We start from the raw sequence: 14,122 nt of genomic DNA, 5'->3' as shown, positions 1-14,122 counted from the left end.
CCCGGAATGCAGTATTGTTGTGCCCATCCAAAAAAACGTCAGAAGCCTTAAGCCGTTCCGGCGGTTGTTAAGTGATAGAGGGTGTCATGGGTAACGAAAGCATCAATTGGGACAAGCTGGGTTTTGACTACATCAAGACAGACAAGCGCTATCTGTCGCACTGGCGTAACGGCGAGTGGGACGCAGGCACCCTGACCGAAGACAACGTGCTGCACATCAGCGAGGGCTCCACCGCCCTGCACTACGGTCAGCAATGCTTCGAAGGCCTCAAGGCCTACCGCTGCAAGGACGGCTCGATCAACCTGTTCCGTCCGGACCAGAACGCCGCGCGCATGCAGCGCAGCTGCGCCCGCCTGCTGATGCCGCAGGTGTCCACCGAGCAGTTCATCGAAGCCTGCAAGGCCGTGGTCAAGGCTAACGAGCGTTTCATTCCGCCATACGGCACCGGCGGCGCGCTGTACCTGCGTCCGTTCGTGATCGGCGTCGGCGACAACATCGGCGTGCGCACCGCGCCGGAGTTCATCTTCTCGATCTTCGCCATCCCGGTCGGCGCCTACTTCAAGGGCGGCCTGACTCCGCACAACTTCCTGATCTCCAGCTACGACCGCGCCGCCCCACAAGGCACCGGCGCGGCCAAGGTCGGTGGCAACTACGCCGCCAGCCTGATGCCGGGCTCCCAGGCCAAGAAGGCCAGCTTCGCCGACTGCATCTACCTCGACCCGCTGACCCACAGCAAGATCGAGGAAGTGGGTTCGGCCAACTTCTTCGGCATCACCCACGATGACAAATTCGTCACCCCCAACTCGCCATCGGTACTGCCGGGTATCACCCGCCTGTCGCTGATCGAGCTGGCCAAGACCCGCCTGGGCCTGGAAGTGGTCGAAGGCGACGTGTTCATCGACAAGCTCTCGGACTTCAAGGAAGCCGGTGCCTGCGGTACTGCCGCGGTGATCACGCCGATCGGCGGCATCCAGTACCAGGACAAGCTGCACGTGTTCTACAGCGAAAAAGACGTCGGCCCGATCACCCAGAAGCTCTACAAAGAGCTGACCGGCGTGCAGACCGGCGACGTGGAAGCGCCAGCGGGCTGGATCGTCAAGGTCTGATTCGCCCCCTGCTGCACCCCAGCCCACCCCTGCCTGCCAGGGGCGGGCTTTTTATTGCCCGCCGCCAATCCGCTTGCCGCGCCGCGCCGCCACCTGGCTGGCCTGGCCGTCGCGCTGCTTGCCGTGGCGCGCTTCACTGATCAGCGCCGGAATCAGCGGTCCCTCCGGCAGGTGCTTCCAGAACCGGGTCGGCAAATGCCCCTGCATGACCTTGGGGTTGAGCCGCGCCGGGTTAAAGATGTGGCTGTAGTAGGCCAGCCACAGCTCGCCTCCGGGGTCGTCGCCGGCCTGGGCCAGTTGCTGCCAACCAGCGGGGCACTGGCGCTGGTGGTGCAGTTGCTCGCCGTCGAAATACACCCCGTCCCGGGGCGTGGCGATCATCCAGCGGTGGCGCCCCATGCGTCCGATGAAGTGCCGGCTGGCCTGGGCCAGGATGTCGTGGGCCGGTTCGTGCCAGGCCACGTATTCGGGTTGCTCGGCCAGGGATGAGCGGCCCTCGGGCAGCCTGACGAAGCGCACGAAGGCATGCAGGTGATGGGCCTCGCGGTCCACCTGCTTGATCCGCCGCTGCAACTCGCTGCCCAGTTGATCGCCGCTGAGCATGGCCGTGCGGTCGCCATGGCTGACCCGCCACAGCACCTCGTAGAGCAGGCTCCAGCGCTGCTCGCCGCGATAGCAGGCGGCCCGCTGCAACAGCTCCAGCAGGGCCTGGGGAATGCGCGCGCGAAACGGTCCGGGCTGTTCGGGGCAGCTCTCGTCGCTGGCAAAGAGGTCGGCCTCCCGGGTCCCGGCCCAACTGACCCGACTCGGATCGATGGAATGGCTGAGCAGCCAGCGCGCCTGCTGGCGCCAGGTGTCGAACAGGTCGTCGCAGTCCAGGCTGATCATCCCCAGAGCCCCATCTGCTGCGGTTGCGGCCGGTCCCGCAGTTGCTGGTAGAGCAGCGCGCTGCTGGTTTCCGCCTGCTGCGGGTGATAGTCGCTGGTGATGAAGAACGGCTTGGCCTTGCTCAGCACACAGCGCATGCGCGCCAGGTCCTCGAAGCGGATGCGCCGCTCGCGACGCAGTTCCACCAGGCGCTGGGTAGTACGCAGGCCGATCCCCGGGATGCGCGCGATCAAGGTTGGCTCGGCGCGGTTCAGGTCCAGGGGAAACAGGTTGCGGTTCTCCAGCGCCCAGGCCAGCTTAGGGTCGATGTCCAGGGCCAGGTGCCCCGGCCCCTTGAAGAGTTCGTTGGCGCTGAAGCCATAGCCGCGCAACAGGAAGTCGGCCTGATACAGGCGGTGCTCGCGCATCAGCGGCGGCGCGGCCAGGGGCACGCTTTTCGGGCTGTTGGGGATCGGGCTGAACGCCGAGTAATAGACCCGGCGCAGGCGGAAATTGCCGTACAGCGCCTCGGCGCTGTGGAGAATGGTGCTGTCATCGGTGTCGTCGGCGCCGACGATCATCTGGGTGCTCTGCCCGGCCGGGGCGAAACGCGGCGCCCGGGGCTCGTTGAGCACGGTCTGCTCGCCGGTATAGATGGTGCCCATGGCCTGCTTGATCGAGCCCAGGTGTTTTTCCGGGGCCAGGGTCTTGAGGCCCTGGTCAGTGGGCAGCTCGACATTGACGCTGAGGCGGTCGGCATAGCGCCCGGCTTGCTCGATCAGCAGCGGGTCGGCGTCGGGAATGGTCTTGAGGTGGATGTAGCCGCGGAACTCGTGCTCTTCACGTAACAGCCTGGCCACCTGCACCAGTTGCTCCATGGTGTAGTCCGCCGAGCGGATGATCCCGGAGCTGAGGAACAGCCCGCTGACGCAATTGCGCCGGTAGAAATCCAGGGTCAGGCGCACCACTTCCTCGGGGCTGAAACGGGCCCGGGGCACATCGCTGGAGCGGCGGTTGACGCAGTACTGGCAGTCGTAGAGGCAGAAATTGGTCAGCAGCACCTTGAGCAGCGAGACGCAGCGTCCGTCCGGCGTATAGCTGTGGCAGATGCCCATGCCATTGCTCGAACCCAACCCGCTCTTGCCTTCGGAACTGCGCTTGGGCGCGCCGCTGCTGGCGCAGGAAGCGTCGTACTTGGCGGCGTCGGCGAGGATGCTCAGCTTGTCGATCAGTTGCATGGCGAGGCTCGAATACTGTTTTTATATACAGTACAGAGAGTGCCCCATGCCGTTCAAGCGGTGTTTATCGGCGCCGGCAAAAAAACGCTGATTGCCCTGCCTGCGCCAGCAATCCGGCGCAGGCAGCCAGGGACTGGCCCCTTAGAAGTACTTCAGCCAGGCCAGGTCGCGGCGCCGGGCCTTGAGTCGGGCGAAGCCCCGCACCGGCGGGTACAGGACCAAAGCCAGAAGCAATGTGATCAGCCACAGCCAGCCCAGCGAGTCGAAGCCAAAATAGGCCCCTTGATTGCGCCCCAGCAGCGCCACGGCCAGCAGATACAGGCCCTTGAGCACATACAAGTGCAACAGGTAGAAGAACATCGGCGCCGCGCCAAATACGCCGAGCACCCGGATCAAACCGCTGTCCTGCCGCCGCTCCAGGGCCCGCAGCAGAAGCAGCCCGGCGCCCAGGGTCAGGGCGATGAACAGCAGCGACGGCGGGTATTTGGTGATGTTGAAAAAGCTCATCAGGGTTTGCACCCAGGTCTCGCCACTGACCCAGGGCCGCTCGCCATAGCCGTTAAGCAGCCGCAGCACGATGAACCCCACCAGCGCCGCCAGCCCCCATCGCAACAGACGCTGCTGTCGCTGAGCGGCCTCGGCTTCGCGGGCGAACCAGGGCCCCAGGGCATAACCCAGGCCGATCACGCCGATCCATGGCAGCAGCGGATAAGAGGTCCGCAGACGCAGCCCTTCGCCCCATTCGATCCAGCCGCGATCATGCAGGATCGCCCAAGGCACGTGCAGCGCCTCGCCCGGGGCGAAATGCAGCCCATCCAGCAGATTGTGCCCGCCGATCAGCAGCAGGCTCAGGCCCAACAACAGCGCCCGAGGCAGCCACAACAGGCCCGACAACGCCAGCATGCTCAGGCCGATGACCCAGATCACCTGCAGATAGATCAGCGTCGGCGGAAGCTGCCCGGTCCAGGCGAAGTTCACCAGGGTCAGCTCCAGCACCACCAGGAACAACCCACGCTTGAACAGGAAAGCGCTGGCCTCGGCCCGATGGCCGTGCTTCTGGGCAAACAGGTAAGCCGAAAGCCCGGTCAGCAGGACAAACACCGGCGCGCACAGGTGTGCCAGGGTGCGGCTGACAAATAGCCCGGGCTCGGTGGTGGCCACGTCCATGGGATCGCTCACCTGCCGGTGCAGGAAGAAGGTTTCCCGCACATGGTCCAGTAGCATGAACAGCATCACCAGGCCGCGCAGGGCATCGATACTCAGCAGCCGGGTGCCGAAGCTCGCGGGAGGGTTGGGTAAAGAACTCATAAGGAGGGATCGCAGCGTCAGGTTCAAAGGGACGGTGCCGGTCTCGCGCCCGGCAAATCGGCCGTTATTTTATAACATCTGCCTGTCTATCCAAAACTCCTTAGCTGTGGTCACGGCCCCAGGCAACAATCGACCCGTAGCGCCGCGCCCGGCCAGGGCATGGGCGGCGACGCTGCGCGGCGTTACTGATGCTGGAACTGCACCATGGAACTGACCTGGACCCGAGCCTGCATCTGTTCGGCCCCTCCCCCGCGACGCATGCCGCGCACCGGGCAGGCATCCAGGTAGTCCAGGCCCACCGCCAGTTTCAGGTGACGCTCGGGTCGCGCCAGGCGATTGGTCACGTCGAAGCTGTACCAGCCGTCGTCGAGCCAGGCTTCGGCCCAGGCATGGCTGGCCAGGTGGCTGGCGTCCTCGGTGCACAGGTAGCCGGAGACGTAGCGCGCGGGAATCCCCAGGCTGCGGGCGCAGGCCAGGAACGCGTGGGTATGGTCCTGGCAGACCCCGGCACCGCCGGCAAAAGCTTCGGCCGCAGTACTGCCAACCCCGGTGGCGCCCGGGCTGTAGGGCATGTGCTCGGCCAGGGCCTGCATCAGCTCGATCAGCGCGGCGCGGTCACGGCGCTCGCCGCAATGGCGCCGGGCAAAGTCGCAGAGGGCCGAGTCCGCCTTGCTCAGGTGGCTGCAACGCAGGAACGGCAGCGGCGACTGGCTGTCGCCCTCCACTTCCCGCGTGCCATCGATCTGCACTTCGCCAAAGGCCGTGAGGACAATGGCGCCATGGGGCTCGTCGAGGGTCATGACATGCAGGATGTTGCCGTAGGGGTCGCGCTGGGCGCGCACCTGCCGTGGCAGCTCCAGGTGCCATTGGAGGACCTGCTGGCGCTGGCTGTCCTGGGGCGTCAACCGCAGGAACTGGATGCTGGTGCAGACTTCATCGGCGTAGCTGTAGGTCGTGTCGTGACGAATGGACAGTTTCATACCACCTCCAGATAGGACTCATGCACGGTCTGCCCCAGGTGGCGGATCTGAGCGATGCAATCGGTCAGCCACTGGTGCAGGCCGGAATCGAGAATCTCGTTGATCCCGGTATAGCGCAGGCGCGCGTTCAGTTCGGCGGCCAGGCGCTGGGCCGGGCGTCCGTTGTCCCCCGGCAAGGTGGCCAGGAGCTGGTCCAGCTCCTCGACGCAGGCATGCAGGGAGCGCGGTACATCGGCGCGCAACAGCAGCATCTCGGACACCTGCTCGGCCCCCGGGGCATTGCGGTAGATCTCGTTGAACGCTTCGAAGGACGACAAGGCACGGAGCAAGGCGCTCCACTGGTAATAGCCCCGGGCCGAGTTATCGCTGACTTCCTCGGACTCCTCGCCGAACATTTCATAGCGTGCGTCGAGCAGGCGCAGGGTGTTGTCGGCGCGCTCGATAAAGGTCCCCAGGCGAATGAAGCGATAGGCGTCGTTGCGCATGATGGTGCCGGCGGTGGCACCGCGGAACAGGTGCGAACGCTCCTTGACCCACTCGCAGAACTGGCTGATGCCGTAGCGCCCCAGGCCGTTGCGGGCGATGTTGCGCATCTCCAGCCAGGTGGCGTTGATGTTCTCCCACATGTCCGCGGTGATCCGCCCGCGCACCGCGTGAGCATTGCTGCGGGCCGCCCGCAGGCAGCAGTAGATGCTCCCCGGGTTGGTCTCGTCGAGGGCGAAAAAGTGCAGCATGCGCTCGGTGTTCAGTTCACCGTAGCGCTGGTTGTAGTCATCGAGGGTGCCGGCCGCCAGCAACGACATGGCCAGCTCGGCATGGCCGTCACCGCGCCCGGCCTGGGGCATCAGCGACAGCGAATAACTGACCTCGAGCATGCGTGCCAGGTTCTCGGCGCGCTCCAGGTAGCGGGACATCCAGTACAGGTCCGCAGCGGTTCTTGAGAGCATGGTTCAGTCCTCCACTACCCAGGTGTCTTTGGTGCCGCCGCCCTGGGACGAGTTCACCACCAGCGAGCCTTCGCGCAGCGCCACGCGGGTCAGGCCGCCGGGCACCAGGCGGGTTTCCCGGCCGGAGAGTACGAACGGCCGCAGGTCGATGTGCCGCGGGGCGATGCCGCTTTCGACAAAAGTCGGGCAGGTGGACAGGGACAGGGTCGGCTGGGCGATGTAAGCCTCGGGGCGAGCCTTGAGGCGGGTGCGGAATTCTTCGATCTCGGCTGCGGTGGCCGCCGGCCCTACCAGCATGCCGTAGCCGCCGGAGCCCTGGGTTTCCTTGACCACCAGGTCCGGCAGGTTGGCCAGCACATGGGACAGCTCGGCGGGCTTGCGGCACTGCCAGGTGGGCACGTTCTTGAGGATCGGTTCTTCGCTCAGGTAGAAGCGGATCATTGCGTCCACATAGGGATAGATCGACTTGTCGTCGGCGACCCCGGTGCCCACGGCGTTGGCCAGCACCACGTTGCCGCAGCGATAGGCGGCGATCAGCCCGGGCACCCCGAGCATGGAGTCCGGATTGAATGACAGCGGATCGAGGTAGGCATCGTCCAGCCGACGGTAGATCACGTCCACCGCCTGGGCGCCGGCCGTGGTGCGCATGAACACCCGGTCGTCACGCACGAACAGGTCGGCGCCTTCCACCAGTTCCACGCCCATTTCCCGGGCGAGGAACGCGTGCTCGAAATAGGCACTGTTGAAACGTCCCGGGGTCAGCACCACCACCGTCGGGTTGTCCAGGGGGCTGGAGCTCTTCAGGGTGTCCAGCAACAGGTTGGGATAATGATCGATGGGGGCAATGCGCTGGGCGGCAAACAACTCGGGAAACAGACGCATCATCATCTTGCGGTCTTCAAGCATGTAGCTCACGCCGCTGGGGGTGCGCAGGTTGTCCTCCAGCACGTAGTAGCTGCCATCGCCGTCGCGCACCAGATCGACCCCGGCGATATGGGCGTAGGTGCCCCGGTGCAGGTCCAGGCCCTGCATGGCCACCTGATAGCCTTCGTTGGCCAGCACCTGCTCGGCGGGAATGATGCCTTCCTTGATGATCCGCTGGCCGTGATAGATATCCGCCAGGAACAGGTTCAGCGCCTGGACCCGCTGCACGCAGCCGCGCTCCACCGTGCGCCACTCGCTGGCCTTGATGCTGCGGGGAATGATGTCGAAGGGAATCAGGCGTTCAGTGCCCTGTTCGTCGCCGTACAGGGTGAAGGTGATACCGGCGCGGTGGAACAACAGGTCGGCTTCACGCCGACGCTGGTCCAGCAGCTCCAGGGGCGTGTCCGCCAGCCAACGGGCGAACGCTTCGTAGTGTGGTCGACAGGTGCCGCTGGCAGCGTACATTTCATCGAAAAAAGCGCGGGACATAGCCAACTCCTTGCCGTGATATGAACGGCTTTTTATTTGAACCCTGTGTGTGCGTGACCCGGCTTTAACCTAGAAGGGATGATAGTTCCCCTGTGTGCGAGCACCTCCTGGGCCCACGGTCGAACGGCCCCTGCCGCCCGCTTCACAGAGCGGTAGCAAAGGCTATGCCGCAAATGCCCAAACCACGGCTACTGCGGCATATGGTCTGAAAAACCCCACAAATAGCGACAAATACATTCATAAAAGAGACATACATCCCCGCCAGGAAGCGGTCTTGGGGACGCCCATGGGGACCCTGCCCAAGTCATGGCAAACGGTTGCGGGCTGAATCGGTGCACAAAGCCCCAGGGAGGATTTTTTTGCCCCGTTATCGGGAGCTTTGCCGGCAATATGGCGTGCACTGGCCAGCAGCGGCCCCTGAACACTGACCGCCAGCGCACCATCGAGGTTCAAGGCATTGACTGGCCACAGCGAGGATTGGCCGGTCGGCCGTCAGCTGCGCACCGGCAACCGAGCCAGGATCAGCGCCACCGCCTGCTGCGGCGACAGGCTCGCACTGTCCAGGCGCAAGGGCGACTCCGCCCAGGCCTGGTAGTCGTGATCGAGTACCGACTGCCAACTGGGCGCCTGCAGCCCCGGCACATCCACCTGCCGGGTCTCGACCCGCCGTCGATGTTCCCGGTGGTCGGAACAGATCACCTCGACATCCAGCAGGAGCACTCCCAGTCGCTGCGCCAGATCGCTCCAGGCCTGGCGACTTTCGGCCACGGGATTGACGCAGTCGGCCAGCACCGGGTTGCCCAGGGCCAGATTGGCCTCGGCCAGTTGCAGGGCGATCTGGTAACCGGCCTTGCCGACCTCTGGCAGGCCGGCATCGCGCAGGCCCTGCTCGATGCTGTCGATACGCAGGTAGGTGGCTCCCAAGTGGGGAGCCAGGGTGCGAGCGATGGTGGTCTTGCCGGAGCCCGGCAATCCGCTGAATACGATGAGCATGCATGGCCCTGGCTGGAACGTTGGAGGGCAAGCTTCAACGCAATCGCCGTCGACGTCCAGCGAGGGACCCTCCAACACCGCAGAGCAGTGTCAGGGAAACACTGCAGGTTGCTCGGCCGGGATGCTTCGCGGCCAGGACAACAGTGCGCTTTCCGACATCGGCCGGGCGTACCAGTACCCCTGGGCCATGACGCAGCCTATTTCCAGCAGCAGGCGCCGTTCGAGCTGGGTTTCCACCCCCTCCACCACCAGGCACATTTCCAGGTTGCTGGCTAAGGCCAGGGAGGCACCGACCACCGCGCGACAGCGTGGCTGACGCACCAGTTCACGGACAAAATGCGCATCGAGCTTGATCTGGTTGAACGGCAGTTCGCACAGGCGCTGCAAGGAGGAGTAGCCGGCGCCGAAGTCGTCGATGGCCAGGTTGCACTCCATCATCCGCAGGCGCACCAGGTTTTCCAGGCTGATGGCCGGCGCCTGCACCAGGCCCACCTCGGTGATTTCGAACGTCAGCAACCGCGGCGGAACCTGATGCCGGTCGATGGCCTGGCGGATGTGCCTGACGATGTCTCCGCTGGCCAGTTGTCGGGGCATCAGGTTGAACGCCAGCTCCAGTTCTTCACCCTGGTCCAGCAGTCGGCGCTGCAGGGCCATGCTCTGGTCAAGCTGCTGATGGAGAACCTCGTCCAGCAGGCCTGCGGCCTCCAGCTCATCGAGAAAGGCCGCCGGCGCCAGGACCCCGCGCTCGGGATGGCACCAACGCATCAGCACTTCGGCGCCACAGCAACTGGCGTGGCGCAGGTCGAACTTGGGCTGGTAGTAGGCGACGAACTGGCCCTGCTCGACCCCCCGCTGCAGGTCTTCAAGGCTCACCGGGGCGAAGTGCCGGGACGGCGCCGGAACCTGTTGCTGATGGCGCTGCTGATACAGTTCGAGCATCGCCTGCAGGGCTTCCAGGTCCGCCGGCTTGCCCACGTCCCCCAGGACGATCAACCCATGCAGGCTGATCATCTGCAACACGGCGCGACGCAGATCGGACTCAATCAGGCTGTAGAGAATCACGGCCCGCACCAATTGCTCCTCACTGGCCCGCCGCAAGAACTCCAGGCCGTCCATGCCCGACATCTGCAAGTCGCAGAGCACGATGTCCGCCGCACCGTGCTCACGCAGCAGGTTCAGGGCACTGTCCCCATCGGACGCCGCCAATGGCTGAGCTACATCCAGGCGTCGCAACTGCTCCAGGGCCAGCAGTTGCTGCACCGGATGGTCTTCAAGCACCAATATTTTCAGGGTATTCACGCGCGGCTCCAGGGTGAGCGGCGACTGCCGAGGGGCCCGATAACGGATCGCTTGGCACCTTCTGTGGCGCTAACCGACAGAAGTATCGCAAGGGTGCAGATAGACACAAGCGTATCGCCAACCGAACGCGGGTCAAGACAAAGCCCCTACCTTCGGTCCGCCAGCCTCGACGGGCTTGCCCAAGCCCGAGCAACTCAGGAAAATAGGCCCGTTTCGCGCTCATCCTTGATCTATATTGATATCCAGCATTGACGATCAGCCCTTGTGCGGCGGTCAACTCAGCCAGCCCAGTTCCTCCTCGACTCATCCTTGTGCCGTTCTTCGATCAGGAGCCCCGATGCCCCGCTTCCTCCTGCCAACGCTGATATGGCTGGCATGCTTTCCCGCCTTGGGAGACACCGCAACTCCCTTGCAACTGCTCAACTATGAATCACCCCACCACCATGAATTGCCCTTGACCAACGATGATTGGCAATGGCTGCGCAACAAGCGCGAACTGGTGCTGGGCACCTCGCAGCAGAACCTGCCACCGCTGGAGATGGTCAACGAGTCCAGGGAATACGAAGGCATCACCGCAGACTACATCGGCCTGCTGGCAGACGCTCTGAGGGTGAAGATCAGCGTCCGCGCCTATGACAACCGCGAACAGGTCTTCAAGGCCCTGGCCAAGGGTGAGATCGACTTCATGGGCAGCGTGACACCGGTCGATGCCCAACAACGTCAGCTCCTGCGCAGCCAACGCTACCTGGTCAATCGCCCGACGCTGGTGGCCCGACTCGGGGACTCTCCATCGCTGAAAAACGGCTTGCAGGGACGCCGCCTGGCCATTTCCCTGGACACCATCAGCCTGCCCGTTGCCCAGGCCATGTACCCCAAGGCACAGATCGAAGGCTACGACAACACGGATGCCGCCATGGCCGCCGTGGCCTTCGGTGATGCCGATGTGCTGCTCAGCGATGCGGTCTCGGCGCAGTTCCTGATCTCGCGCAACTACAGCGACTACCTGCGGATCATCTATAGCGGCCCCGCGAGCATCCCGGGTTTCGCCTTCGCCGTGAACCCGGACAACCAGCAGTTGCAACGCCTGATCGACAGTGCACTGCAAGCGATCCACAAGGAACAGGACATCAGCATCCGCAATCGCTGGGGCGACCGCCTGCTGCTGAGCATGGAAAAAACCGATCTCACGGCCGACGAACAACGCTGGATCGAAAACAACCCCGTGGTGCGCATCGGCATTCACCGCTATCTGCCACCGATGTCCTACTTCGACGCCGAGGGCAATTACCTGGGGATTACCTCCGACCTGCTGGCCATGCTGGAGACCAAGACCGGGCTGAGTTTCGAGATCGATGCCATGCCCAGCTTCACGGACCTCAACAACGCCGTACGCGAGGGCCGGGTGCAGATGGTGGCCGATCGAGCCCGCAACCCCGAGCGCGAAGGCTACTTGCAATTCACCCGCCCCTATCTGGTCGGGCCCTACATGTTGATCACTCGCGACGCTCCCGATGCGCCGAAAACCCTGGAAGAAATGGCCGGCAAGACCCTGCTGATCGGCAGCGGCCATGCCCTGGTGCCGCTGCTGCGCCAGCGCTATCCACAGATCCGGATCAAAGAAGTACAAACCAACTTCGAAGCCCTGGCCCTGCTGCGCGATCACAAGGGCGATGCTGCGGTGCAAGCGGAAATCGCCGTCAGTTTCAACTTGCCGCGCATCAAGCAAGACCAGCTCAAGGTCCGATCAGCCCTGAACCTGCCGTTGCTGAACGAATCCTTTGGCGTGCGCAGGGACCAACTGGAGCTGTTCAGCATCATCGACAAGTCCTTGCGCAGCATTTCTCCCGACGCCATTACCGAGCTCAATAATCGTTGGCGCTCCAAGGCCGCTGTCGTCCCCCCTTCCTGGCGCGACTACCGCACCACCCTCTACCTGGCGGGTGCCGTCTCCGTGCTGTTGCTGCTGATCGCCCTGGCCTGGGGCTATGCCATGCGCCGCCAGGTCAGCCAGCGCGAACGGGCCGAGCATGCGCTCAACGATCAAATGCGCTTCATGGACGCGCTGATCAACGGCACGCCGAATCCGATCTACGTGCGCGACCTCGAGCGGCGCCTGGTGATCTGCAATGACAGCTATCTCAAGACCATGGGCACCAATCGCGAGAGCGTGCTGGGCAGCAACCTCGAACAGTTGGCGGTGCCCGAAGCCAGTCTGTTCGCTAAAGATTTCCAAAGCATCCTCGACGGTGGCCCGCCGCTGCTGATCGACCGCACCGTCCATATCCGCGGGCAGCGCACGCAGATCTACCACTGGATGCTGCCCTATCGAAATGCCCAGGGCGAAATCCTCGGCATCATCGGCGGCTGGCTGGACATCAGTGAGCGCCAGCAACTGCTGGACGAGCTGACCCAGGCCAAGAATGACGCCGACAAGGCCAACCGCGCCAAGACCACCTTCCTGGCCACCATGAGCCATGAGATCCGTACCCCCATGAGCGCGGTCATCGGCATGCTGGAACTGGCCCTCAAGCGTGCCGACCAGGGCCAGCTCGACCGCAGCTCGATCGAGGTGGCCTACAGCTCGGCCCAGGGCCTGCTGGAGTTGATCGGCGACATCCTGGACATCGCCCGGATCGAAAGCGGACGCCTGAGCCTGAGCCCCGAACGAGCCAACCTGCGGGATCTGGTGGAGTCGGTGTTCCGGGTCTTCGATGGCCTGGCCCGGCAAAAGGGCCTGCGCCTGGAGCTGGATCTGGACAGCAGCGTCAATGGCGACGTGCTGGTGGACCCATTGCGCTTCAAGCAGGTGCTGTCGAATCTGCTGAGCAATGCGATCAAGTTCACCGAACACGGCGGGGTGCAGATCCGTTTGCAGGCCGAGGGTGACGATGCGCAACTTTTGCCCCTGCTGATGACCGTCAAGGACACCGGGATCGGCATCGATCCCGACGACCAGCAACGGCTGTTCCAGCCCTTCAGCCAGGTGCCAGGGCAACATCAGAACGCCCGCTCGGGCACCGGACTGGGGCTGGTGATCTGCCGCACGCTCTGCGAAATGATGGGCGGCCAACTGCGTCTGGAGAGCCAGCCGGGCGTCGGCACCCTGGCCCGGGTGCAGGTGCAGTTGAATCGCCTCGACCCACTGCCCGATGCCCCGCCTGCTGTAACGCAAGCCACCCCGTCGGTCGCAGCCAGGGCACCGCTGCATATCCTGGTGGTGGACGACAGCCAGGCCAATCGCCAACTGCTGTGCGAGCAACTGCGCTTCCTGGACTATTCATTGAGCCAGGCGCAGAACGGCGCCGAAGCCTACAAGGTCTGGCAGCGGGAAACCTTCGACGTGGTGATCACCGACTGCAACATGCCGGTGCTGAACGGCTATGAGCTGACCCGACAAATCCGCGTTGCCGAACAGATCCAGGGCCGGCCACCGGTGCAGATCTTCGGCTTTACCGCCAACGTCCAACCCGAAGAGGAACAGCGTTGCCGGGACGCCGGCATGAATGGATGCATCTTCAAGCCCATTGCCCTGCCGGAACTGGACCGCCGTCTGCGAGAACTGCCCGCCCTGCCCCGCTTGCAACTCAAGGCCAACAGTGAGCGCTTCGACATCCAGCAACTGGACCACCTCACCGGCGGCAACCCAGCCTCCATTCAGCGGGTGCTCAAGGGCTTGCACCAGAGCAACCAGCAGGACTTGAAGCAGATCCGCGGGTTGCTGGCCAACCCCGACAATAAAGGCGTGACCGACCTGGCTCACCGTATCCGCGGCGCGGCGCGGATCATCAATGCCCAGGCCCTGATCGATGAATGCGAATACCTGGAGAAGGCCTGCCGCGAAGGCGCGAATGCCGGCCAGATCAAGACGGCATTGACGCGATTGGAGCAGGCCATGGTGGGGCTGGATCGTGACTTGCTGGAGTCCGTGGTGCCCGATTGAGCAGCCCTGGCATCAGCTGATCGCACACTCG

10 protein-coding genes are annotated in these 14,122 nt (G+C 64.0%); 2 read left to right on the top strand and 8 right to left on the bottom strand.

Annotated elements, in window-relative coordinates:
* Window positions 1–86 precede the first annotated feature (86 nt).
* Window positions 87–1,106 (top strand): branched-chain amino acid aminotransferase, encoded by a 1,020-nt coding sequence (locus WIN67_RS13180; RefSeq protein ID WP_015635266.1) that lies wholly within the window; start codon window positions 87–89, stop codon window positions 1,104–1,106.
* A 51-nt stretch (window positions 1,107–1,157) separates the two neighbouring features.
* On the opposite strand, the gene WIN67_RS13175 is transcribed toward WIN67_RS13180, so the two are convergent.
* The 8 genes from WIN67_RS13175 to WIN67_RS13140 form a co-directional block, all read right to left on the bottom strand.
* Window positions 1,158–1,994: a TIGR03915 family putative DNA repair protein gene (locus tag WIN67_RS13175; protein ID WP_102879799.1), complete on the bottom strand. Its 837-nt coding sequence runs from the start codon at window positions 1,992–1,994 to the stop codon at window positions 1,158–1,160.
* Window positions 1,991–3,211: a putative DNA modification/repair radical SAM protein gene (locus WIN67_RS13170; protein ID WP_110595764.1), complete on the bottom strand. Its 1,221-nt coding sequence runs from the start codon at window positions 3,209–3,211 to the stop codon at window positions 1,991–1,993. Before WIN67_RS13170 ends, WIN67_RS13175 begins: the two co-directional genes overlap by 4 nt.
* 141 nt (window positions 3,212–3,352) lie before the next feature.
* Window positions 3,353–4,519 (bottom strand): DUF1624 domain-containing protein, encoded by a 1,167-nt coding sequence (locus WIN67_RS13165; protein ID WP_339071421.1) that lies wholly within the window; start codon window positions 4,517–4,519, stop codon window positions 3,353–3,355.
* A gap of 182 nt (window positions 4,520–4,701) precedes the next feature.
* Window positions 4,702–5,499: a transglutaminase family protein gene (locus tag WIN67_RS13160; protein ID WP_102879802.1), complete on the bottom strand. Its 798-nt coding sequence runs from the start codon at window positions 5,497–5,499 to the stop codon at window positions 4,702–4,704.
* Window positions 5,496–6,446 (bottom strand): alpha-E domain-containing protein, encoded by a 951-nt coding sequence (locus WIN67_RS13155; protein WP_110653446.1) that lies wholly within the window; start codon window positions 6,444–6,446, stop codon window positions 5,496–5,498. The genes WIN67_RS13160 and WIN67_RS13155 overlap by 4 nt, the downstream gene beginning before the upstream one ends.
* A 3-nt stretch (window positions 6,447–6,449) precedes the next feature.
* Window positions 6,450–7,859: a circularly permuted type 2 ATP-grasp protein gene (locus WIN67_RS13150; RefSeq protein WP_102879803.1), complete on the bottom strand. Its 1,410-nt coding sequence runs from the start codon at window positions 7,857–7,859 to the stop codon at window positions 6,450–6,452.
* 492 nt (window positions 7,860–8,351) lie between these two features.
* Window positions 8,352–8,852, bottom strand: a complete 501-nt coding sequence (locus tag WIN67_RS13145; RefSeq protein WP_339071420.1) for an AAA family ATPase — start codon at window positions 8,850–8,852, stop codon at window positions 8,352–8,354.
* A gap of 90 nt (window positions 8,853–8,942) precedes the next feature.
* Window positions 8,943–10,151 carry an EAL domain-containing response regulator gene (locus WIN67_RS13140; protein ID WP_339071419.1) on the bottom strand — a complete coding sequence of 403 codons (1,209 nt, stop codon included), beginning with the start codon at window positions 10,149–10,151 and terminating at the stop codon, window positions 8,943–8,945.
* Window positions 10,152–10,488: 337 nt separating this feature from the next.
* On the opposite strand from WIN67_RS13140, the gene WIN67_RS13135 reads away from it, so the two are divergent.
* Window positions 10,489–14,091 carry a transporter substrate-binding domain-containing protein gene (locus WIN67_RS13135; protein ID WP_339071418.1) on the top strand — a complete coding sequence of 1,201 codons (3,603 nt, stop codon included), beginning with the start codon at window positions 10,489–10,491 and terminating at the stop codon, window positions 14,089–14,091.
* The last annotated feature ends 31 nt before the right edge of the window (window positions 14,092–14,122 follow it).

This window comes from Pseudomonas idahonensis, from assembly GCF_037903935.1.
Taxonomy (GTDB): Bacteria; Pseudomonadota; Gammaproteobacteria; order Pseudomonadales; family Pseudomonadaceae; genus Aquipseudomonas; species Aquipseudomonas danubii.
This window is presented reverse-complemented; position numbering and strand designations above follow the sequence as displayed.